17 protein-coding genes and 1 pseudogene are annotated in these 22743 nt (G+C 60.7%); 10 read left to right on the forward strand and 8 right to left on the reverse strand.

What is annotated here, in order from left to right; genetic code table 11:
* The first annotated feature begins 212 nt into the window (after positions 1–212).
* On the forward strand, positions 213–2099 hold the full coding sequence (locus J2S67_RS01960; RefSeq protein ID WP_310245776.1) for an FAD-dependent monooxygenase: 1887 nt from the start codon (positions 213–215) through the stop codon (positions 2097–2099).
* Between the two features lie 95 nt (positions 2100–2194).
* On the opposite strand, the gene J2S67_RS01965 is transcribed toward J2S67_RS01960, so the two are convergent.
* Both J2S67_RS01965 and J2S67_RS01970 read right to left on the reverse strand, forming a co-directional pair.
* Positions 2195–3298 carry a mandelate racemase/muconate lactonizing enzyme family protein gene (locus tag J2S67_RS01965; RefSeq protein WP_310245778.1) on the reverse strand — a complete coding sequence of 368 codons (1104 nt, stop codon included), beginning with the start codon at positions 3296–3298 and terminating at the stop codon, positions 2195–2197.
* Positions 3295–4251, reverse strand: coding sequence for a LysR family transcriptional regulator (locus tag J2S67_RS01970; RefSeq protein ID WP_310245780.1), 957 nt, complete (start codon positions 4249–4251; stop codon positions 3295–3297). The genes J2S67_RS01965 and J2S67_RS01970 overlap by 4 nt, the downstream gene beginning before the upstream one ends.
* A gap of 333 nt (positions 4252–4584) precedes the next feature.
* On the opposite strand from J2S67_RS01970, the gene catC reads away from it, so the two are divergent.
* Positions 4585–4893 carry a muconolactone Delta-isomerase gene (gene catC / locus J2S67_RS01975; protein ID WP_070490679.1) on the forward strand — a complete coding sequence of 103 codons (309 nt, stop codon included), beginning with the start codon at positions 4585–4587 and terminating at the stop codon, positions 4891–4893.
* Positions 4894–5010: 117 nt separating this feature from the next.
* Here catC and J2S67_RS01980 read toward each other — a convergent pair whose 3' ends face one another.
* From J2S67_RS01980 to J2S67_RS02005, 6 genes and pseudogenes are all read right to left on the reverse strand, one after another.
* A complete protein-coding gene (locus tag J2S67_RS01980) occupies positions 5011–5862 on the reverse strand; it encodes a MetQ/NlpA family ABC transporter substrate-binding protein (protein WP_310245781.1) in 852 nt (283 codons plus the stop codon).
* A gap of 57 nt (positions 5863–5919) precedes the next feature.
* On the reverse strand, positions 5920–6675 hold the full coding sequence (locus J2S67_RS01985; protein ID WP_310245782.1) for a methionine ABC transporter permease: 756 nt from the start codon (positions 6673–6675) through the stop codon (positions 5920–5922).
* Positions 6672–7646 (reverse strand): methionine ABC transporter ATP-binding protein, encoded by a 975-nt coding sequence (locus tag J2S67_RS01990; protein WP_310245784.1) that lies wholly within the window; start codon positions 7644–7646, stop codon positions 6672–6674. The genes J2S67_RS01985 and J2S67_RS01990 overlap by 4 nt, the downstream gene beginning before the upstream one ends.
* 328 nt (positions 7647–7974) lie before the next feature.
* Positions 7975–9822 (reverse strand): annotated as a pseudogene (locus J2S67_RS01995) (ABC transporter ATP-binding protein).
* 166 nt (positions 9823–9988) lie between these two features.
* Positions 9989–10240, reverse strand: a complete 252-nt coding sequence (locus tag J2S67_RS02000; protein ID WP_310245786.1) for an acyl-CoA carboxylase subunit epsilon — start codon at positions 10238–10240, stop codon at positions 9989–9991.
* Positions 10237–11850, reverse strand: a complete 1614-nt coding sequence (locus J2S67_RS02005) for an acyl-CoA carboxylase subunit beta (RefSeq protein WP_310245788.1) — start codon at positions 11848–11850, stop codon at positions 10237–10239. The genes J2S67_RS02000 and J2S67_RS02005 overlap by 4 nt, the downstream gene beginning before the upstream one ends.
* Positions 11851–12163: 313 nt before the next feature.
* Here J2S67_RS02005 and J2S67_RS02010 point away from each other — a divergent pair, with 313 nt between their 5' ends.
* The 8 genes from J2S67_RS02010 to gatA all read left to right on the forward strand — a co-directional run bounded on the left by J2S67_RS02010 (position 12164) and on the right by gatA (position 22743).
* Positions 12164–13045, forward strand: a complete 882-nt coding sequence (locus J2S67_RS02010) for an SDR family oxidoreductase (protein WP_310245791.1) — start codon at positions 12164–12166, stop codon at positions 13043–13045.
* Between the two features lie 120 nt (positions 13046–13165).
* The gene (locus J2S67_RS02015) at positions 13166–14233 is read left to right on the forward strand and encodes a biotin--[acetyl-CoA-carboxylase] ligase (protein WP_310245793.1); all 1068 of its coding nucleotides are present in this window, start codon (positions 13166–13168) and stop codon (positions 14231–14233) included.
* A 152-nt stretch (positions 14234–14385) separates the two neighbouring features.
* Positions 14386–14868, forward strand: a complete 483-nt coding sequence (locus tag J2S67_RS02020) for a YdbT family protein (protein WP_141739870.1) — start codon at positions 14386–14388, stop codon at positions 14866–14868.
* A gap of 169 nt (positions 14869–15037) precedes the next feature.
* Entirely contained in the window at positions 15038–16813 is a 1776-nt protein-coding gene (locus tag J2S67_RS02025; protein WP_310245798.1) for an adenylate/guanylate cyclase domain-containing protein, read from the forward strand.
* A 56-nt stretch (positions 16814–16869) separates the two neighbouring features.
* Positions 16870–19251, forward strand: a complete 2382-nt coding sequence (gene ligA, locus J2S67_RS02030; RefSeq protein ID WP_370977526.1) for an NAD-dependent DNA ligase LigA — start codon at positions 16870–16872, stop codon at positions 19249–19251.
* Positions 19248–20780: an inositol monophosphatase family protein gene (locus tag J2S67_RS02035; RefSeq protein WP_310245802.1), complete on the forward strand. Its 1533-nt coding sequence runs from the start codon at positions 19248–19250 to the stop codon at positions 20778–20780. Before ligA ends, J2S67_RS02035 begins: the two co-directional genes overlap by 4 nt.
* Before the next feature lie 109 nt (positions 20781–20889).
* Complete coding sequence (gene gatC, locus J2S67_RS02040; protein ID WP_035756845.1) at positions 20890–21186, forward strand: Asp-tRNA(Asn)/Glu-tRNA(Gln) amidotransferase subunit GatC; 297 nt, start codon at positions 20890–20892, stop codon at positions 21184–21186.
* 6 nt (positions 21187–21192) lie between these two features.
* Entirely contained in the window at positions 21193–22743 is a 1551-nt protein-coding gene (gene gatA, locus J2S67_RS02045; RefSeq protein WP_070490684.1) for an Asp-tRNA(Asn)/Glu-tRNA(Gln) amidotransferase subunit GatA, read from the forward strand.

The raw sequence follows: 22743 nt of genomic DNA on the forward strand, positions 1-22743 counted from the left end.
TATTTGACGTGTCGCTTGGGGCAGTTTTGTAGCTTGAGAAACCTTGGGAACATGCGCGTCTAATTGCTTCAATCTTTAGTCCATGTAAAGCGATCCCCACTATTTTTGAATAAAAGAATGTGTATTCTGTGCAGATTCATGCCGGTTGATTAACTGTTAGCTTGGTCTCAATCGCACGTTCTGTGATGTGCGTTACACCAGGAGGCAAAACCGTGCAGTTTCATATTTCCGGATATTCAACAGGCGATCCGCTCGAACAGCCAGCGGCGGGCTATGGCGTGGATAGGCCCGAGGAGCTCCCAGACACGATGGATGTTCTGGTTGTAGGGTGCGGACCGGCAGGCTCGATCGCGGCAGCACAGCTCTCGCAGTTTCCGAACGTGAACACTCGCCTGATCGACCAGCGTCCACACCGCCTCGAGCTCGCCAACGCGGACGGCGTGCACTCCCGCACCATGGAGACCTTCCAAGCCTTCGGCTTCGCTCACGAGATCTTCGCTGAGGCCCACGAGATTACCGACATGGCGTTCTGGGTTCCGGACCCGCAGAACCCAGAGAACATCATGCGTGAAGTCAGCACCGCCGAACTTGGCCCTGAATACAGTGAATGGCCGATGATGCTCATCACGCAGGTGCGCATCATCGATCACTTCAACCGGTTCATGCGCAACTCCCCAACCCGCATGAAGCCTGACTACGGTTGGGAGTTCGTTGACCTCGAGGTCGCGCCCGAGTCTGCTAAAGAGGAATACCCGGTCACGGTCACCTTGCGGCGCAACGGTGGGCCAGAGGACGGCAAGGAACGCCAGGTCAAAGCCAAGTACGTTGTGGGCGCCGACGGGGCGAAGAGCAAGGTGCGTAAGTCGCTCGGGTACCGGCTGCGCGGTAACCAGGCTAACCACGCGTGGGGTGTCATGGATGTTTTCGCTGACACGGACTTCCCGGATGTACGCAAGAAGTGCACCATCAAAGGCCACTCGGGCCGTTCGATCCTGCTCATCCCGCGTGAGGGCGGCTTCCTGGTGCGCTACTACGTCGACCTCGGTGAGGTTGCAGAAGACGATAATCACGCAGTGCGTGAGACCCCGCTGCAGACCGTGATCGATACCGCGAACGAGATCATGCACCCCTACAGCATCGACGTCAAAAACGTTGTGTGGAACACGATCTACGAAGTCGGCCACCGTGTATCCGATCACTTCGATGACCGCGACTCCACCTACACTGACGGAGATCACCCCCGCGTGTTCATCGCAGGCGACGCATGCCACACCCACTCTGCTAAAGCGGGGCAGGGCATGAACGTCTCGATGCAGGACGGATTCAACCTCGGTTGGAAGCTCGGCCACGTGGTTTCCGGTAACAGCCCAGACGAGCTGCTACGCACCTACGCCGAGGAACGCAAGGACATCGCCCACCGGCTCATCGAATTCGATAAAGAGTGGTCCACCCTCATGGCGACCCCGGCAGACCAGCTGCCGGACCCGCAGACCGTGCGCCGCTTCTATAACAAGACCGCGGAGTTCAACGCCGGCTACCTCACCGAATACGAGCCATCCATGCTCACAACCAGCGACGAGCATCAGGGCCTGGCTACCGGATACCCACTGGGCCGGCGCTTCCGGTCCGAGATGTGTGGGCGGGTGTGCGATCTGGTCCACACCCACATCGGGCATGAACACACAGCCGATGGGCGCTACCGCATCTACGTTTTCGCTGACGCAGAAATGCCCGGCGAATCGGAGCGTCTCAACGCGTGGGCGGACTGGGCGCATGAGCACCTCGATTCGAGCTTGTTCGATGTCAAGGTGATCTTCCAACAGCACTACCGTGCATTCGATATGCGGCACGTGCACCCGGCATTCAAACCGCGCGTGGGAGACTTCCAGTTGCTCAACATGGAAAACGCGTGGGGAACCCTCGAAGACGTCGACATCTTCGAAACCCGCGGCATCTCCCGGGACGGGGCGGTAGTGGTGGTCCGCCCAGACCAGTACGTAGCCGGTATCTTCCCGCTGGATCAGACCGATGAACTCGCAGAGTTCTTAGGCCGGACCTTCAACGACGTCAAAGCTAAGGCTTCAGCTGTGAAGGCGTAACCGCAATCCACCAACGCTAAGGGCGCCGCATCCATGTAAGGATGCGGCGCCCTCTCTCGCTGATGCGTAGGCTGCTGAGGCGCAGGGTGTGCGCTTTACAGGTCGACGCGGTAGCGGGTGAGTTTGTCTTCGTCGATCTCAGCGCCCACGCCTGGGATGTCACGGACTGCGATGTGCCCGTCGATGATCTCGATCGGGTCGGCGAGCAGGTCATCTGCCATGTCGAGGAAGTTAGACAGTTCGCCGGCGCGTGCCGATGACGCCTTGTGTGCCGCACCGAAGGCCACCGTTGCCAGGGAGCCGATCTGGGTGTCGATCTGGTTGCCCATCGTCACGTCCACGCCGAGGCCCGTGCACAGCCCAAGGATTTCGGTCGCCTCGGTGAAGCCGGAGCGTGCGGTCTTGATGCAGATCGCGTTGCAGCCGCCGGATAACAGCTCGCGTGATGCGTCCCCTGCGGTCGGAACCGACTCATCGCCCACAATCGGGATGCGCGAGTGGGTCACCAAGCGGCGGCGGCCCATCGCCTCCTTCGCGTCATTCGGTTCTTCGAACAGCGTGATTGGGAGGTCCTCGATCTGCCGCAGAACATCCATCGCCTGGTTCGCGCTCCAACCGCGGTTGGCATCCAAATAGATCTCGACGTCGTCGCCAAGGTGCTCAACGAGCGCGTGGCAGGCCTCAACATCCTCACTGACAGGCAGCCGGCCCACCTTGAGCTTGAACGTGGTGATGCCGTACTTCTCACCGAACATCTGGGCTTCCTCAACCAGCTCAGCGGCTGGTTTGAAACCGAGCATGTGGGAGACCCGCATCGAGTCCGTGTAGCCGCCCAAAAGCTTGTGCACGGGCTGTTCGGTGATCTTGCCCGCGATGTCCCACAACGCAATATCGACGGCACCTTTAGCGACCTGATTGTGGATCGTGCGGTGCATGATCGCGCGCACCTTCTCACGATCCAACGGGTTCAAACCGATGATCTCCGGCGCGAAAACCTCGTCGATGATCGTCTTGATCGAATGCTGGGTTTCCCCGTAGGTATAAGGCCGCGGAGGGGCATCCGCGACACCCGTGACGCCGGCATCAGTGTGGATGCGCACCAGCACGTGTTCAGCGTTGTGCACCTCGCCGGAGGCGAACTTGAGCGGCTTGACGTACGGGATGTTGTACGGGATCGCCTCGATGCCAGTAATTTTCACGGTGTCCTCCCACGGTCTGTAGGTTTTTGGCTTGTGTATTTGCGGTTGCGGCTGGAAATCTCCGGTTGAGGCAATGTAGCCGCCGCGTCGATAGTGGTGGTGATGAAGTTCTCTGCGATAGGGGTCAGCGCATCACCCTTCCACGCGATGCCGAGGCTGACCGTGATATCGGTCTGGAGCGGACGTAGGATGATGGATTCCTGGAACGGGTACTGCGCTGAATACGGTACGAACGCGACCCCGATGTTGGCGGCCACGAGCGCGTTGAGTGTGCTGGTTTCGGTTGCGGTCTGCACCACCCGCGGCCGGAAGCCGTGTTCGCGGCACGCTTGATGCGCAAGGGATGCAACAGCGGATGCGCGCGGATAACTCACGACGTCGATGTTCATGACGTCCTCGGGACTGACCGGGCCGGAGTCTTCGGCGAGGGGATGGTTGCGGCTGATCGCCAACGCGAGCCGGGTATCCATGATGGGCTTGTAGTTGAGTTCATCGGATGAAATAGGCGGCCGCAGCACCGCCAGGTCCATCCGGTTATCGAGCAGGGCCTGCTCCATGTGAGGGGTCAGCAGTTCACCGAACACTTTGAGCCTCACCGACGGGTAGCGGTGGTGGGAGAGCCGGATCGCAGCCGGCATGAGCTCGTGGGTCGCGCTGCCTGTGAACCCGACCCGCAACACACCGGCTGAGCCGGCGCCGACATCGGCCACATCGCTTTGGGCTGACTCTACGGCAGAAAGAATCCCGGTTGCGCGTTCAAGCAGCAACTCCCCGGCAGGGGTCAGATCAACCCGACGCGTCGTGCGCTCAAACAGCTGGGTTCCGAGTTCTTGTTCGAGCTGCTTGATCTGTGCTGAAAGCGGCGGCTGAGCGATATGTAGGCGTTGCGCGGCGCGTCCGAAGTGCTTTTCTTCTGCCACCGCAACGAAGTACCGCAAATGGCGTAACTCCATGGGTTCTCTCCGTTCCGTCGAGGCAGTGATACTCGGTCGCGTCATCGTCGGCGCACCTGGCTGCGTCTGCGGAGGCCGGGGCGTCGAGTCCGGTGACGTATCTCACCTTAGATTCAGCTGGGTGGACTTGTGAAAGACTTTTATGAACCCTACTCATATAGCACAAGTATCAATGCCGGTGGTTTAGGTACTTCAGACTACGGTAAAGGGTGAATAGGGTGAAGCCTAGATACCCCAAGTTTCGATAGGCACAAGTTTCGATAGATACAGGACTTGTTAGGCACAAGCCTTGTTAGGCAGAAGACTTGGTACACATATACGAAGGAGATCACGATGCTGTTCCTCGCCCGCATGGACGTTAACTTCCCGGAAGATATGGACCCGGACACGATGGCCGATTTTCAGGCACGAGAGAAGGCCTACTCCTCTGACCTGCAGAACCGCGGCATCATGAAGGGCATCTGGCGCGTGGTAGGGGAGTACTCCAACTACTCGATGTATGAGGTCGATGGACACGACGAGCTCCACGCGATCTTCCAGGGCTTCCCAATGTTCAAATACATGGACGTCAAGGTGACCCCGCTGGCAACCCACCCGAATGCAACCAAGGACGACTTCTTCGCCCCTGCAACCGGGAACTGATGCCCGGGCATGAGCCGGAGTTAAACGGGCGGGCCCCAGAGAACACGTTCTCTGGGGCCCGCCCGTTTTAGTTCAGTGCGTTGTTAGCTCAGCACGTTCAGTCTGACACGTAGCTGATTAGAACGCTGGGATGACGGTTCCGTCTTTCCAGTTGTCCTCGATGAACTTCTTGACTTCATCCGAGTGCAGCAGGTCATTGAGCTTCTGGATGTTCTCGTCGATCTTGGTGGACTGGCGGACGACCAGCAGGTTGGCGTACGGGTTGTCTTCAGGCTTCTCGAGGAACAGGCCGTCCTTGGATGGGGTCAGCCCGCCTTCGAGTGCGAAGTTACCGTTGATGACTGCACCGTCGAGGTCTTCCATGACGCGCGGCAGGGTAGCGGCATCGGCTTCTACGAACTTGATGTTCTTAGGGTTCTCGGCAACATCGTGGGTCGTTGCAGAAACAGCCTCGACGCCGTCCTTAATCTTCAGCAGGCCAGCGTCTTCGAGCAGCTTCAGCGAGCGGCCCATGTTGGACGGATCGTTAGGGATAGCGATCCTAGCTCCGTCCTTGATGTCTTCGACCTTCTTAGCCTTGGACGAGTAGAGGGCCAACGGCTCGATGTGGATGCCCCTGAAGTGGGAGAATTCGTAGCCCTTCTTGTCGATTTCTTCTGTCAGGTATGGCTCGTGCTGGAAATAGTTGGCGTCGATATCGCCGTCATTGAGTGCCTGGTTAGGCAATGCGTAGTCGGTGAACTCCTTGATCTCAAGATCGAGGCCTGCGTCCTTGGCGAGGTTATCGTCCACGAACTTCAAGATCTTCGCCTGCGGGACCGGGGTCGCGCCGATCGTCAGGACCGTGACGTCGCCGTCTTTCTTACCGACGCTGTCTTTGTCGTTGCCGCCCATCAGGCCGCATCCGGCAAGGCTCACGGTGACTGCTAGCGCGGCGGTTCCTGCCGCGAACTTACGAAAGAAGCGCATTCTTCTCCTCCGAAGGGTTGAGCAACCTCAGGCAGAACTGAACCTGAGGAGTGATGGTTAGCGGTGGTTGACGCGGCGTGCGAGCCAGTCACCAAACATTTGAATAGCAATAACAATAGCGACCACCACGATGATGCACGCGATCATCGTGTCAGTCTGGTACTGGCTGTAGCCGTAGTTCATCGCGAGCGCGCCGAGGCCTCCGCCGCCAACCGCACCGGCCATCGCGGTATAGGAAACCAGCGTGACTGCAGTGACGGTCGCAGATGAAACGAGCGTGGGCAGCGCCTCGGGGATCATGACTTGCCGTACGATCTGACCGTTGGTGGCACCCATCATCTGTACGGCTTCGATCTTGCCTGTTGCGACCTCGCGCATCGCGCTTTCAGCGAGCCTGGCAAAGAACGGGATCGCACCGACTGCGAGCGGGACCACGGTCGCTTCCCATCCGATCGCTTTACCGACCATGAAGCGCGTGAACGGGATCAACGCGATGATCAGGATGATGAACGGGATCGAACGCCCCAAGTCCACGATCGAGCTGATGATGCGGTGAATCACAGGGGTCGGGGCGAGCCCTCCCTTGGAGGTCATCCACACCCAGATTCCCAGCGGCAAACCGAGGATGATCGCAAACGCCGAGGAGAACACGGTCATCAGCAGTGTCTCCTGGGTTGCTGGCCACAGCGAATCCTGGATGACGGGGTTGTTGAACCAGGTTTCACGCTCGGCGGCGAGCACCTGGGTTGGCGCTACCTTCAGCGGTAGCGCGGTGTGGGCTTGTGCGGCAATTGTGCTCAGTTGTGTCATCATGCGGCTTCCTCCACGTGGATGCCACGCTCAGTCAGTGTGCGTCCTAGCGCGCGGGTGGCTTGCGCGTCGGTGCTGCGGATGCGCATGCGGCCCACGTCCAGGCCCGCGATGCGTTCCAAGGTTGCGGCTTCGACTTCCACGATCGGGGTTCCGGCGCGTTGAGCGGCATCGAAAACCTCCGCTGCGGAGAGGCCTGCGATGCTGATCTCCAGCATTACGGTGGCGTCCTCGGCGTCACGGATCGGTGCCGATGGCAGTGGGATGAGTTCGCGCGCCAGCGTCGAGGCTGGGTCGGAGAGCACCTCACGCAACGATGCGGTGTGCTGATTGCGGCCCTCAGCAAGCAAGGTCACCGAGTCGCAGATTTCACGCACCACTGACATTTCGTGGGTGATGATCAGCACGGTGATACCCAAGTCATCCCGTAGCTGCTTGATGAGGGCGAGGATCTGGGCGGTCGTGGTCGAGTCGAGTGCCGAGGTCGGCTCATCGCACAACAAAATCTTCGGTTCAGTTGCCAACGCACGTGCGATACCGACGCGTTGACGCTGACCACCCGAGAGCTGGGCGGGATGGTTGTCCTCACGGCCTTCGAGACCAACAAGAGTGACCAGTTCGCGGGCCCGCTGCATCGCCTGCTTCTTCTTGACCCCAGCGATCACCAGAGGGTGCGCGATGTTCTCCAACGCGGTCTTGGAATCCAGAAGCTCCGCGTGCTGGAAAACCATGCCGATCGAACGGCGGGCCTTCCGCAAACGTGCCCCGGTGTAGGCGGTGACGTCTTCGCCGTTGATCTCGACCGTGCCAGAGGTTGGGGTTTCCAAACCAGTCAGGCACCGAATCAACGTCGACTTACCCGCCCCAGAGCGTCCAACGATTCCGTGAATCAGGCCGGACTCAACGTGCAGATCGATGCCGTCTAAAGCGGTAGTGCCTGCGAACTCTTTACGCAAGCCTTTCAACGTAATCATCGGACCCTCCCTTCTAGATACTCTTGCTGACTCAATGCCATTGCCCGCGACACTGTGTTCTTCGGGATACTCCCGGTATTCTTCGCGACACCGCCGCGCGCGCGTGTGTGCGGGAAACATAAACATTTCCATAGGAAACGCGTGATCCATAAACTGGATGATTCTTGTGTTACACAAGATGTCATTAGAGCGGCTGAAAGCGCGGGTTTCGTGTCAAGGATCACGCGGTAAGTGTGCACGATGCGCAAACCAAGCCGCGCATGCTGTGTGAACCAGCGCGACACTGGGACAGAACCCAACAGGCAACCGCGGGCTGGCCGGGTGCGAATCACTCCTGGTCAGCGAACTGGGTGCGGTAGAGCTCGGCGTAGCGCCCGCCTTGAGCTAGCAGCTCATCGTGGCTGCCCTGTTCGACGATCCGGCCGCCCTCAATCACCAAGATCGCATCCGCTGCCCGGATCGTTGAAAGCCGGTGCGCAATCACTAACGCGGTACGGCCTTCCATCGCCTCCGAAAGCGCGGTCTGGACCGCGGCTTCATTCGTTGAATCCAAAGCCGATGTCGCCTAATCCAAAACCACCACGGCAGGTGCAGCGAGAAGCAAACGCGCGATCGTGAGCCGCTGCCGCTCACCGCCAGAGAGGCGATAGCCGCGCTCGCCGATCACCGTGTCCAGGCCATCGGGCAACGCTGCGATCACAGGTTTGAGCCGCGCCCGCTCCAAGGCCGACCACAACTGCTCATCTGTAGCGTTTGGGGCTGCGATCGTGAGGTTATCGCGGATCGACTCATGGAACAGGTGACCATCCTGGGTGACCACGCCGATCGTATGCTTGAGCGAATCGAAACTCACATCGCGAACGTCCACGTCATTGAGGGTGATGCTGCCCTCCGTCGCGTCATACAGCCGCGGAAGAAGTGCCGCGATCGTCGACTTACCGGCACCACTGGAACCCACCAGCGCGACAGTCTGGCCCGCCTGAATCGTGAAATCGATCCCGTGCAGAACTTCGGAACTCTCACGCTGATCCAGCACCGAGACGTCCTCAAGGGAAGCCAGAGAAACCTGTTCGGCTGTGGGGTAGGCGAACCGCACGTCGTTGAACGCGACCGTGACCCGACCGGAACCCAACTCGACCGCGTCCGGCTTCTCCTTGATCAGCGGGTCAAGATCCAAAACCTCAAACACGCGCTCGAAAGAAACGACAGCGCTCATGATGTCCATGCGGGCGTTCGCAAGCATCGTGAGCGGAGCGTACAGACGGGTCAACAGCATCGCAAGGGTCACAACCTCGCCTGCGTTGAGATGCCCCAGAACCGCCTGGACGCCACCCACGCCGTAGACGAGCGCCAAAGCCAGCGCCGAAACCAGCGTGAGGGCCTGAACGAACGTGGTCTGCAGCATCGCGGTCTTGACCCCGATATCCCGTACCCGACCCGCACGCTCGGAAAACGCCTGAGACTCAGCCCCCGGAGCGCCGAAGAGCTTGACAAGCGTTGCCCCGCCCGCGGAGAACCGCTCCGTCATCCGGGTAGACATCGCCGCGTTATAGTCAGCCGCTTCACGCTGCAACGAAGCTAACCGACCGCCCAGCAGGCGGGCAGGGATCAAGAAAACAGGCAACAACAAGATCGAAAACAGCGTGACCTGCCACGAGATCGTGACCATGACCGCAACCGTGAGGATCAGCGAAACGATGTTGGCAACGACCCCTGAGAGCGTGTTGGAGAAGGCTCGCTGCGCGCCAATCACGTCATTATTCAGGCGAGAAACGAGCGCACCGGTTCGGGTTCGGTTGAAGAACGCGATCGGCATGGTCTGCACGTGATCAAACACCGTGGTGCGCATGTCATAGATGAGGCCTTCGCCGAGCTTCGCGGAGAAGTACCGGTTCAGGAGACTGAAACCCGCATCGGCGAGCGCGAGTGCGGCGATCGCGATCGCAAGCCACACGATCACCTCAACAGGACCGCCGGAGGTGATTGCGTTGACAACATCGCCGGCGAGGATCGGTGTGATGACCCCGATCACCGAGATCACAACCGAAATGCCCAAGAACAAGAACAGCATCGCTTTGCGTTTAGCCGCGAAACCCCAAATACGTTTGAGGGTCCCTTTGGAGATCTTTCCGTGGTCCTTGGTCCTCTGGGCTGCCACGGTGCGGTGCAGAACCATCCGCGGTGAGAACTGGCTCATCAACATCCTCCTCAGGGCGCAGAAACTTAGGCGCGCTACCTAGATGCAGTATCTAACGCGCAAGGCCGATGCGCACGTTACGTGTACGCATCGGCCTGCCACACAGTGGTGTGGTGTTGGTTGATTAGTTGGTGAAGTATGTGCGTTATTTGCGGCGGAACAGCCCCGGCAAGCTCGTCAACCGGCCGCGGATGGTTGCGGCACGGCGCAGAATCTCGCTACGAGTCGACGGTGGCGCCTGCTCAGCGGTCTGGCGGGACTGAGCTTCGGCGAGGATGACCGCGAACAGTGCCGCGATCTCCTCGTCGGTCGCTTCACCACGCACCACGCGAAGGTCGCTCGGCTCAGGATCCGCCTTCTGTTGAGGTGCCCAGGAAAAGTTTTGTGCGGTGTTCACAGCGGAATGTTCCCATGCTTACGGTCAGGGTTGGTCGTGTGCTTATCGCGGGTTGCGCGCAAGCCCTTCACAATCTGGACGCGGGTCTCGCTCGGTGCGATCACCGCATCGACATAACCTAACTCAGCGGCCTGATACGGGTTGAGCAGTTCGGCTTCGTAACCGTCGATCAGCTCGGTGCGGCGCGCCTCGACGTCGCCACCTTCCTGCTCAACAGCTGCCAGATCACGGCGGTAGAGGATATTGACCGCGCCTTGGGCGCCCATCACACCGATCTGAGCGGTAGGCCAGGCAAGGTTGATGTCCGCGCCGAGCTTCTTTGAACCCATCACAATATAGGCGCCACCGAAAGCCTTGCGGGTGATGATCGTGAGCTTAGGCACGGTCGCCTCAGCATAGGCGTAGAGCAGCTTGGCGCCGCGGCGGATGATGCCCTGATCCTCTTGGTCCTTACCCGGCAAGAAGCCTGGAACATCGACGAAAGTCAGCACCGGAATGTTGAAAGCATCGCAGTGGCGCACAAAACGGGCGGCCTTCTCCGACGCTGCGATGTCGAGTGTGCCAGCGAACTGCATCGGCTGGTTCGCGACGATTCCCACCGTCGAGCCTTCAACACGGCCGTAACCGATCATGACGTTCGGCGCATACAGCGCCTGCATCTCAAAGAATTCGCCATCATCGAGCACGGACTCGATGACTTCACGCATGTCATACGGCTGGGACGCCGAGTCCGGGATCAGGGTATCGAGGGCCTCGTCATCCTCGGTGACCTCGAGCTCGGCCTCATCCGCGTAGAGCACTGGCGGGGAAGCGAGGTTATTGGACGGCAGATAGGAGAGCAGTTCACGAACGAAATCGAGCGCATCCTCCTCATCCTCGGCAAGATACGTGGACGTACCCGTCTCCGTGTTGTGGTGGCGGGCACCACCGAGGGTCTCCATGTCCACGTCTTCGCCCGTGACAGCCTTGATCACGTCCGGGCCGGTGATGAACATGTGGGAGGTCTTATCCACCATGATGACGTAGTCCGTCAAAGCAGGGGAGTACGCGGCACCACCCGCAGACGGGCCCATGATCACCGAGATCTGCGGGACCACACCCGAAGCGTGGACGTTATTGCGGAAAATATCGGCGAACATCGCAAGGGATGCCACACCCTCCTGGATGCGAGCTCCACCACCATCGAGCAGGCCGATCACCGGCATCCCGTTGCGCAAAGCGAACTCTTGGACCTTGACGATCTTCTCGCCGTTAACGTTAGAGAGTGAGCCACCAAAGACCGTGAAGTCCTGCGAATACACCGCAACCTGACGACCATCTACCGTCCCGTAACCGGATACAAGACCATCACCGAGAGGATGCTTCTTCTCCATACCGAATGCCGTGGTGCGGTGCTTAGCCAACGCATCGAACTCAACGAAGGAACCCGGGTCCAAAAACATGTCGATGCGTTCACGCGCCGTGTTCTTACCGCGGCTATGCTGCCGTTCAACCGCGGCTTCACCACCAGGGTTGATGGTCTCAGCCATACGGCGATGGAAGTCCTCGAGCTTACCGGCGGTCGTAGTGAGATCCGGGGTGGTGTGCGGATCTGACGGCTGGGCGGTCATCGCTTGCGAACTCTCCTTCGTTTTGGTGGAAACCTCTCAAAAAGAAAGGCATCCAGGCCATTCTACGGGCTATCTTCGCTAAAGCTTTTGTCGGACTCCTACAAAAACAAGCCATAAAGCCCGGCCTGCTCCCACGGAACCCGCGGTTAGGTCAGTGCTGCGCGCCATAGTAATCGCGGTAGTTACTGCACAGTCACTTAGGCAATGTAACCTGGATCACAACACATCGCTTTTGATGCATTCGATACTGCGCTGCATTCAGCACAGCCTGCATTCGGTACTGCAACGCGCCCGGCAACACCAGGAGGACCACATGAGCACATCAACCACAACCCTCAACGGCAAAACCATCCTCATGTCCGGAGGCTCCCGAGGAATCGGCCTCGCGATCGCCCTACGCGCAGCCCGCGACGGCGCCAACATCGCGATCCTCGCGAAAACCGCTGAACCACACGCCCACCTCGAAGGCACCGTCCACACCGCAGTCCAAGACATCAACGACGCCGGCGGCCAAGGACTCGCGATCGTCGGCGACGTACGCAAAGACGAAGACATCCAACGCGCCGTCGACGCAACAGTAGAAGAGTTCGGCGGCATCGACATCGTCATCAACAACGCCTCCGCGATCAACCTCAGCCCCACACCTGCACTCGACATGAAGCGCTTTGACCTCATGCACCAAATCAACATGCGCGGAGCCTTCGCACTGCCCAAAACCGCCTACCCACACCTCAAGAAGGCCGAGAACCCACACATCCTCACGCTCTCGCCTCCGCTAAACCTCGACCCCAAGTGGGCTGGTGCGCACCTCGGCTACACGATGGCTAAATACGGGATGAGCATGACCACGCTCGGCTTCGCGGCAGAATTCGCGGCAGACGGAATCGCCGCGAACTCACTGTGGCCGGCGTCCCTCATCCACACCGCCGCGATTGAAAACCTCCCCGGCGGCGAAGCCATGCTTTCCGGCGCACGCACCCCAGACATCGTCGCCGACGCCGCACACCACATGCTGACCCAGCCATCGCGCACCTTCACAGGCAAGTTCCTCACCGACGAAGAAGCGCTCGCCGACGCCGGCGTCACCGACCTCACCGGCTACGCCATCAATCCCGACCACCCACTCACCGCCGACATCTTCCTCACCAAAGACCGCATGCCGGAAGGCTCCTTCTCGCCAATCCCCGGACAGTGACGCGCTACGGCGGGGCGGGGTTTGCGGGCGTGTTGATCGCGGTATGTTCTTAGGGCACCCGATTCTTAGGGCCCGTTTTCAAGGCCCGGCAACTGACGATCAACACGAGCGAAGGTTGACATGCACACACCAGAGCGCCTTGAAGCCGACATCATCACCGCCAACGCAAGCGCCGAATGGGCGGCGTTGCACGGTAGTGAACGTTCCGCCGCGTGGCCACGCCTCATCGTCGAGGACCACACGGACTCGACGAACGAGGACGCCATCAACTTGCTAGCTAGTGGTGAACTGGGCGGCCCCGATATGCCCGATGCGTCAGGGACACTCATCGTGACGCTCGACCAACGCTCGGGCAAGGGTCGGCTTGGCCGCGATTGGGAAACACCGGCAGGCTCGGGGCTTGCCATGTCCCTCGTGATTCAAGCCCCCGCGAGTGTGCCTACCGAATCGCTAGCGATGGCCTCGACCCTTGTCGGGCTCGTGTGGCGTGACGTGTTAGCTGCAGCGACGGCCTCCGACGTGAGCCTCAAATGGCCCAACGACGTGCTGATCGACGGCGAGAAAGTAGCAGGCATCCTCGCTCAAGTTGCGCCCTCCTTGCCCGGGCCGCGTGGCGTCAGCGTCGGGGACAGCAAGACCGGTGTGGACAAGACTGGACTGACTGATAAGACCGGCGTCACCGGCAAGAACGGCGTTGCAGACAAGACCGGTGTCACTGACAAGACCGGGGGCGCAGGCGTAGCAGGTGCCGGGGGAGCAGGCGGGGGAGGCCTCAACCTCGTCGTAGGTATCGGCACCAACCTGACCCAGGCCAAAGAGGACCTGCCGGTGCCCACCGCAACCTCACTCGCGCTCCACAACTGCACTACCGACGTTCACCATCTGGTCTCCGCGTTCTGGACCCGCGCTATCGCGGTACTTTCCGAATGGTTGCCAGCGGGTGGCCCGCTCGATCAGCCGCTGGGTTCGCTCGGGTGCATGAGCCTCATCGATGCGACCCGCAAACACTGCGCAACCATCGGAGTGGACGTGCGGGTCCAGTTGCCCCACGAGGTGACCATCGCCGGCGTGGCACGCGACATTGACGCATACGGCCACCTCATCGTCGAGGACGGCACGGGCAAACGGCATCAGATTTCAGCAGGGGATGTCATCCACGTACGCCGCAGCGACGGCCACTACGCCTAAAGGCGTATATCTAGGCACCCGCGGGCCGCTAAGGTACAGCGTGAGGGCGCTCTAGAGTGGATGAGAGCGTGGAGTGGATAAGAGCGTAAGCTCAGCTGAACGGAAGAGTAAGAATGGTCCCGCGGAAACTTCTACACCCTGGCGAAGAAGCTGTGATCAGAACCCGCCGCCACCCGCGCGCACTTGTGCCCATCGCTGGGGCTCTCCTGCTTATTACGATCATCGGCGCGATGCTGGGCGGATTCGCCTCACGCACCGCGGACCTCGGAGGTGCCTGGGGTTTGGTCTCCCAGGCCCTGCTGGCGCTCGTAGCGATCGGCTGGGGATGGGCGATGTTGCGCTGGGTCCTGCGGCCGTTCTTCGCTTGGGTCAACACCCACATCACGCTCACGAATCAGCGTTTCTTCATACAGCGCGGCCGCAGCGTTCAGCATATTCCACTGCTCTACATCAACGGCGTGTGGTTCAAGCCGACCGACCGGATGCCGCGCGCGCCGGGAACCCTCGTCGTGAAGGTTGAGGGGCGAGAAGCCACGTTCCGAAACGTCCCCGACGTCGCGCATGTTGCTGACAGCATCAGGCGAGAAGCGGCGGCGGCCCATCAGTACAGGGTTATGGTGCCGTACGGGCTGTGAGGGCACATGTTGGCTCCCGAACCGCCCAAGTAATGCCCATATTGTGGACACTGCGTGACCTTTGACACATTTTTCGCTGTGAGGGTGTAAGAATGGACAGGGGCATTTTTGACGTCGGCTGACATATGCGCAAAGAAGAACGATTTCAACGGGAAGGACGGTGCCGGCAGTGAGCCAAGGAAACCCACCTGAGCGCACCGAAAACCCGGAACACAACTCCAAAGCACAGAACCCCGAAACGCGGAACGCGAAGCCGCAGGACTCGGAGACACATACCCCGGGGACACAGAACCCGCAAGAAAATGGTTCGGTCACGCACGGATTCGCGACTCAAGGTTTCGATGCGATCAAGGCCTTCGAAACGGAGCAGGACTTTGGTGCGGGGAAGCAGGGGCGCGCTCACCTCATCGATGACGGTGGCAGCGATGCAGGGCCTGGCGATGCGGGGACCGGCGGTGCGCAGCTCGGCGATGACGGGTTCACTGATGTGGGGTTGAGCCCGGTCCCGCCGCCGTCGTTGAAGCCCGTGACGGAAGAACCATCAGATTCCCAGCCACATGAGGCGGGCAGCAGCGATCAGTCAGCGCCTCAACAGTCCGAGAGTGAACAGTCAGCCGGCGAGCGGTCAGGCAGTGAACAGCCAGGCAGCGGACGGTCAGGGAACGCTCCGTCCGACGGGCAGGGCGAACGGGCGGTTACAGCCCAGATGCCGGCAGTCGAGATGCCAGTTGTTTCAGGCCATGTTCCCGTCACCCAGACTAAGCCGAATGAACCTGCGATGCCGGTAAGCGCATCGAACCCTACCGTGTGGGAAGCATTGGATACCCACGCGATCGGGGCGGTCCCGGAAATCGGGCCAATCACCACGTCGATGCCGGTTTTGGAAACCAAGACCGAAACCGACGACGAGGTACGGGCTGCCGCACACCGCCTTGAGATGCGGCTACGGGGCTCGGCACGGACCATGCGTCGCCGCGAAATCGCGGCACACGTCGGTATCTCGCTGCACTCGGCCCGCAAACTCTGGCGGGCCCTGGGGCTTCCGCGGGTTTCAGATGACCAGGTCGCGTTCACGATGCGGGATCAGCGCGCCTTGGACACGATGGTTGAGCAGGTGCGCAAGCGTCGCTTGTCTGAGGACGCGATGCTCTCGATCGCCCGTTCGATCGGGCAGCTGACAGACCGGATGGCGATCTGGCAGATCGAGGCACTCGTTGAAGACCTCGTTTCGACTCACGGGATGAGTGACCCGGAGGCGCGCCGCCAGGTTGTGCTGATGTTGGACGAAATGTTGGATCCGCTTCTGAAGATGGTCAACTATTCGTATCAACGCAACCTTGCGGCGGCGATTCACCGGCAGGTTTTGCGTGCCGAGTCTGGTTTGCGTTCCTCGAATGAGTACCGCACTGGTACTGAGGACGATGCCGCGCTCCCGTTGGCGCGTGCGGTCGGTTTCGCTGACATGGTGTCTTTCACCTCGCTTTCGCGCGGTATGGATGCGCGGCGTTTGGCGCGGCTGGTTCAGAACTTCGAGGCCCGTTGCGCCTCGATCATTTCGACTGGTGGTGGCCGGCTGGTCAAGACGATCGGCGACGAGGTTCTCTATGTCGCTGAAACCCCGCAGGCCGGTGCGAGGATCGCGTTGACGTTGGCGCGCGCTTTCAGCCCTGAAGAGGACATGCCGGAGGTCCGTGTGGGGCTGGTGTGGGGCCGTATTTTGTCGCGTCTGGGCGATATTTATGGTGCGACCGTGAACATGGCGGCACGCTTGACTGCGATGGCGGAGCCGGGCCAGGTTTTGATCGATTCGTTGACGAGCCAGGTGCTCGATGACGATGAGCGGTTCGTGATCGATGAGTTGTCGCCGGTGGAGCTGCAAGGCTTCGGGGCGGTGACCCCGTTTGACCTCTCGCCTGGCCCTGACGCTGTATTGCCAATCGACTAGCGCGTGCTGTCCGTGGCGTTATTCAAACTGTCAGACCCCTGGGGCATGATTGTTTTGTGGCATTTGAGAACGCATCGACATCATCGTCTTCTGTAACCGGTGAAGACCCCAACGAGCCCGCGGCTATTGACTCTGCGACCGTTGAGCCCGCGGCTGGAGATTCTGCGGATGTTCCTGCGCATGCGTTGCGGGAGGAATACGCGGAGCTGGTGGATAAGGTCCGTAAATATCGGCACGCGTATTACAACGAGAACACGCAACTGGTATCTGATGCCGAGTTCGATGAGCTTTTCGCTCGGCTTGAGGAGCTTGAAGCGCTACACCCCGAGTTGGTGACCAACGATTCACCGACCCAAGAGGTGGGCGGCGAGGTTTCCGCGGCGTTCTCCCCGGTTAAGCACCCGAGCCAGATGTATTCGCTCGAGGACGTTTTCAGCTATGAAGAGCTTGAAACCTGGTTCGAACGCGCCCGCGCCAACAGCGCCTCTTTCGCCCCAGGGGTTGAGGTGAAGTGGCTGACTGAAGTCAAGATCGATGGGCTCGCGGTCAACCTGATTTACCGCGATGGCGTGTTGGATGTCGCGGCAACTCGCGGGGACGGGACCACGGGTGAGGACGTGACGGATAACGTCAAGACGATCGCGGACATCCCGCACCGGCTCGAGGGTGAGGGGTGGCCCGCCGAGCTTGAGGTCCGTGGTGAAGTATTCATCCCCTCGAAAGAGTTCGAGGCATTCAACGCCTCGTTGATCGCGGAAGGTAAGGCGCCGCTAGCGAATCCGCGTAACGCGGCGGCGGGCTCGCTGCGGCAAAAAGACCCAGCCCAGACTGCTAAGCGTCCGTTGCGGATGTTCGTGCACGGCGTGGGTGCTCGCGAGGGGATGGACGTTGAATCTCAGCACGAGATTTATGCGCAGCTTGAAACGTGGGGGCTTCCGGTGTCCCCGTATAACAAGCTCTTCGATACCTCGGAAGAAGTGTTCGGCTATATCGACCAGATCGGTCAGGACCGCCACGGCTTGGTCCACGAGATCGACGGCATGGTCATCAAGATCGATGACTTCCAAGCCCAGCGCGCCCTGGGCTATACCTCGCGCACGCCTCGCTGGGCTGTTGCCTATAAGTATCCGCCGGAGGAAGTTCACACGGATCTTCTGGAGATTCGCGTGCAGGTGGGGCGCACCGGACGAGTGACACCGTATGGAGTGATGCGGCCGGTGACTGTGGCTGGCTCGACGGTTGAGCGGGCTACCTTGCACAACCGCGATGTGGTCAAGGCGAAGAACCTGCTGATCGGCGACGTTGTGGTGTTGCGTAAAGCAGGGGATGTGATCCCGGAGATTGTTGGGCCGGTTCTTCCGTTGCGTGAAGGCCGCGAGGACGAGCTATCCGAGTGGGTCATGCCGAGCGAATGCCCGTCGTGCGGAACACCGTTGCGTCCCGCGAAGGAAAGCGACGTGGATCTTCGTTGCCCGAACAGCCAGCACTGCCCCGAGCAGTTGGCTCAACGCGTCGAATACGCGGCCTCTCGCGGCGGGCTGGACATCGAGGCTCTCGGCGCGGAGGCGGCCATCGCGTTGACGATCGGCCCAGGGCCAGACCCGGCCGAAAACAGCGGGGTTCCAGCACCATCCGGACCTGGTCCATTGACGACAGAACGCGACCTTTTCGATCTGGCTGACCCGGAGTCTGAGTTATCGAAGTCGCTTGCGGATGTTCGAGTGTGGCGCGAGAAGCGTTCCAAAGGCCAAGGCACTGGCGTATGGGAGCTCCGCCCCTACTTCTATACGCGGGGAACATCCGCGAAACCGGCAGGACCGAACGCGAATACGCAGAAGTTGTTCCGTGAAGTCGCAGGTGCGATGGGCAAGGAACTGTGGCGGGTTTTGGTCGCGCTGTCGATCCGCCATGTAGGCCCGACCGCATCGCGGGCTTTGGCTCAACGCTTCGGATCGATGGATGCGCTGCGTGAGGCCGTGGCGAGCGAGAACGCGCTCGAGATCCTCTCCGATATCGACGGCGTGGGGACCATCATCGCCGAGGCCCTAGTGGATTGGTTCAAAGAAGACTGGCACGTTGAGATCGTGGACGCGTGGCAGCAAGCCTGGCGCGCGAACGGTTACGAGATGGCCGATGAACGCGACGAAGCAATCGCGGCGATCCTCGAAGGCCTCACGATTGTTGTGACCGGATCCCTCGAAGACTTCTCCCGCGATGAAGCCAAGGAAGCGATCCTCGCCCGCGGAGGCAAAGCAACCGGCTCCGTCTCCAAGAAAACAAGCGTTGTGGTTGCCGGTGAAGCCGCAGGCTCCAAACTCACGAAAGCCCAAGAGCTCGGCATCCCAGTGCTGGATGAGGACGGGTTCAAAGAATTACTCGCACACGGCCCATCCGTGCTTGAAAACGACGCAGCACGTGAGGAAAGGGACGACGCGTGAGCCACGCACAAACTGCACCAGACTCTGTGCTGGCTGAGGTGTTCGACATCGCTCTGGGCGCTGCCCACGAAGGAGCGAAGGTTCTTGCCGCGATGCGGGGCCAGGCCGAGGTCGTCGCTGAAGCAGACACGAAATCCGCGGCAGGGGACTGGGTCACCCAAGCCGACCGCGCATCCGAGCAAGCGATCCGCGAATACATTCACGCTCGCCGGCCCGAGGATGTCCTCACGGGCGAAGAATACGACGCAAGCGGAGACATCCACGCCGAATACCGCTGGTGCATCGACCCACTCGACGGGACCGCGAACTTCGTGCGCGGGCTGCCGCACTACGCGGTGTCCGTTGCGGTGGCGCGCCGCGAATACCTCCGTGAGAATCTTGATGAAGACGGCAACCCAACCGAAGACACCCCATTCGTTGAACGCTGGGTTGCCGGTGTTGTGATTGCCCCCGAGCTGCAGAAAATGTGGGCGGCCTGCGCATCTGCTGATCCGGTGTCTGCAGATACAGCGCAGGCATACACCGCTGTGTGGGAAGCGGAACACGCTCCGCGCCGGTGCGACGATGAAGCCAGTCGCAGGCTCACGGCGGAGGCATTCGACGGGGCAACTGGTCAGGCCCGGATTCTCGCCTACGGATTCGGCTACGGCGCTGGGCAGCGTCAACGCCAAACCCAATCGCTCACGCGCCTCATTCCGCACTTCGACAACGTCCGGCGGCTCGGTTCAGCCGCGATCGATATGTGCCTTGTAGCGGACGGGACACTCGATGCCTACGCCGAAACCGACATCAACGAATGGGACTGGGCCGCCGGCTCATTCATCGCGCAAGCCGCTGGGTTCCCTGTGCAACGACCCCTCTGGAACAGTACTCACAGCTACGGGTGGTGCCTCGTAGGTGACGTACACGGCCGATGGCTCGGCCCCATTGCCGCCATCAACACGGGCGATACAGCCAGCGTTAGAGATGCAGCCAGCGGTGACGGTGAGGTCAACGCGGGTGGCATCACGCTCCGTTACGCGACCTACCACGATGATGAAGCGATCGGTGAGATCACCGAGCGAGCGTACCTGCACGAAGGCTACTTCGACTCCGCAGACGACCCCTACATGCAACAGATCGCGCAGGTAGCGGAACGCCGCCGGCACGCGCTCTTGCTCGTTGCCGAAGACCACCAGAACAACATCGTGGGGTCCGTGACGCTCGCGCTACGAGGTAGCCTGTGGGCCGACCTCGCAGAGGACGGCGAGCTTGAGATGCGGCTGTTCGTTGTGGACCCGGAACATCAACGGACAGGGCTCGGCGGCAAGCTCGTGGAGGCGATCCTCTCATTCGCCGGGACTCTGCCGGGCATCCGCAGGGTTGTCTTGACCACCACGCCCGACTGGGAACCAGCGATGCGTTTCTATGAACGCTACGGCTTCACCCGCGAGGCTCACCGGGACGTCGACATCCCAGAGGTGCCGGGCCTGCGGCTCGCGGCGTTCAGTAAAGCAGTGGGGTCCGCCGCTGAGCCCAACGCATCCTGAACTCGTCAACAGACCTCACATACAGACCTCAAAATGCCAACGACGGCGACTGTGCCTAAACTGGTGCAAGCACTTAAGACTTTCGGGACTTTGAAAGATTGGGAGGGAAATGTCTGGAATCTCTCGTGACCAAGTGGCGCATTTAGCGACCTTGGCGCACATTGCCATGACAGAAGAAGAACTTGACAGGATGTCCACGGAGCTTGACGCGATCGTTGACGCCGTCGCCTCAGTCAGTGAAGCCGCAACGGATGACATCCCGGCAACGAGCCACCCGATCCCGTTGACCAACGTGATGCGTGAGGACGTTGTTGGAGACACGCTCACCCAAGCGCAAGCACTTGCCAACGCTCCTGATGCCGAAGACGGCCGCTTCCGTGTGCCAGCGATTCTGGACGAGGACTGATAAACCATGGCAGAGATCTACGAACTTTCCGCCTCCGAACTCGCAGCGAAACTGCGTGCAGGAGAGGTCACGAGCGAAGACGCCGTGAAAGCCCACCTCGAGCGCATCGAAAAGCTCGACGGCGTCATCAACGCATACCTGCACGTCAACGCTGAAGAAGCGCTTGAGGTCGCACGCGAAGTCGACCAGATCCGGGCCGCAGGCGGTGCCGAGGCTGAAGTCCTCCACCCGCTGGCTGGCGTGCCGATCGCGATCAAGGACCTCATCGTCACCAAGGGGCAACCAACCACCGCGGCCTCCCGCATGCTTGAAGGCTGGATGAGCCCCTACGATGCGACCGTGATCACCAAGATCCGCGAAGCTAAGTTGCCGATGCTTGGCAAAACCAACCTCGACGAATTCGCGATGGGTTCCTCGACCGAATACTCCGCGTTCGGTGTGACCCGTAACCCGTGGGACCTCGACCGCATTCCGGGTGGTTCCGGCGGCGGCTCCGCGGCAGCGGTCGCAGGCCACCTCGCACCACTGGCACTCGGAACCGACACGGGTGGATCGATCCGTCAGCCATCCGCGGTCACCGGAACCGTGGGCGTCAAGCCAACCTATGGTGCCGTTTCCCGCTACGGTGCGATCGCGATGGCATCCTCGCTCGACCAGATCGGCCCTGTAGCGCGTACCGTGTGGGACGCGGCTGCGCTGCAGGAGCTCATCGGCGGCCACGACCCGAAGGACTCGACCTCGCTCGAAGGCAGCTCCGAAGGCCTCATCAAGGCCGCTGAAGAAGGCGCGGCAGGCGACCTCACCGGCGTCAAGGTCGGCGTGATCGCACAGCTGCGTGGCGGCGACGGTTTCGAAGACGGCGTGACCGCTTCCTTCGAAGAAACCCTCAAAACGCTTGAGGCACGCGGTGCCGAGATCGTAGAGATCGAATGCCCGAACTTCACCTACGCGGTGGGTGCGTACTACCTCATCATGCCGTCCGAGGTCTCCTCGAACCTCGCTAAATACGACGGCGTCCGCTTCGGCCTGCGCGTACTCCCAGAGGACGGCCCGGTGACCATCGAACGCGTCATGGGTGCCTCCCGCGCGGCGGGCTTCGGTGACGAGGTCAAGCGCCGCATCATGCTCGGAACCTACGCGCTTTCGGCTGGCTACTATGACGCCTACTACGGTTCAGCGCAGAAGATCCGTACGCTCATCCAGCGTGACTTCGCGGCCGCATTCGAAAAGGTCGATGTGCTTGTGACCCCAACCGCGCCGACCGTTGCGTTCAAGATCGGTGAGAAGATCGATAACCCGGTTGCGATGTACCTCAACGACATCGCGACCATCCCAGCGAACCTCGCAGGGATCCCTGGTATCTCGATCCCGTCAGGGCTCTCCGAGGGCCTCCCAGTGGGGGTGCAGTTCCTCGTCCCAGCACATGAGGACGCACGCATGTACCGCATCGCTGCAGCCGCTGAGGCCGCACTTGAAGAAAGCAACGGCGGCCCGATCCTCGCCCAGGCACCAAACCTCAACGAGGAAGTAGCAGCCCGCGTTCAGGAGGCTAACTAA

The organism is Pseudoglutamicibacter albus, assembly GCF_031458175.1.
GTDB classification, from domain to species: domain Bacteria; phylum Actinomycetota; class Actinomycetes; order Actinomycetales; family Micrococcaceae; genus Pseudoglutamicibacter; species Pseudoglutamicibacter albus.

What these genes read in the sequence shown, in the direction of transcription:
- J2S67_RS01970 (WP_310245780.1), bottom strand. Translation starts at nt 4,251, where the DNA reads ATGGAGTTACGCCATTTGCGGTACTTCGTTGCGGTGGCAGAAGAAAAG.
- catC (WP_070490679.1), top strand. Translation starts at nt 4,585, where the DNA reads ATGCTGTTCCTCGCCCGCATGGACGTTAACTTCCCGGAAGATATGGAC.
- J2S67_RS01980 (WP_310245781.1), bottom strand. Translation starts at nt 5,862, where the DNA reads ATGCGCTTCTTTCGTAAGTTCGCGGCAGGAACCGCCGCGCTAGCAGTC.
- J2S67_RS01985 (WP_310245782.1), bottom strand. Translation starts at nt 6,675, where the DNA reads ATGATGACACAACTGAGCACAATTGCCGCACAAGCCCACACCGCGCTA.
- J2S67_RS01990 (WP_310245784.1), bottom strand. Translation starts at nt 7,646, where the DNA reads ATGATTACGTTGAAAGGCTTGCGTAAAGAGTTCGCAGGCACTACCGCT.
- J2S67_RS02005 (WP_310245788.1), bottom strand. Translation starts at nt 11,850, where the DNA reads ATGACCGCCCAGCCGTCAGATCCGCACACCACCCCGGATCTCACTACG.
- J2S67_RS02010 (WP_310245791.1), top strand. Translation starts at nt 12,164, where the DNA reads ATGAGCACATCAACCACAACCCTCAACGGCAAAACCATCCTCATGTCC.
- J2S67_RS02015 (WP_310245793.1), top strand. Translation starts at nt 13,166, where the DNA reads ATGCACACACCAGAGCGCCTTGAAGCCGACATCATCACCGCCAACGCA.
- gatC (WP_035756845.1), top strand. Translation starts at nt 20,890, where the DNA reads ATGTCTGGAATCTCTCGTGACCAAGTGGCGCATTTAGCGACCTTGGCG.
- gatA (WP_070490684.1), top strand. Translation starts at nt 21,193, where the DNA reads ATGGCAGAGATCTACGAACTTTCCGCCTCCGAACTCGCAGCGAAACTG.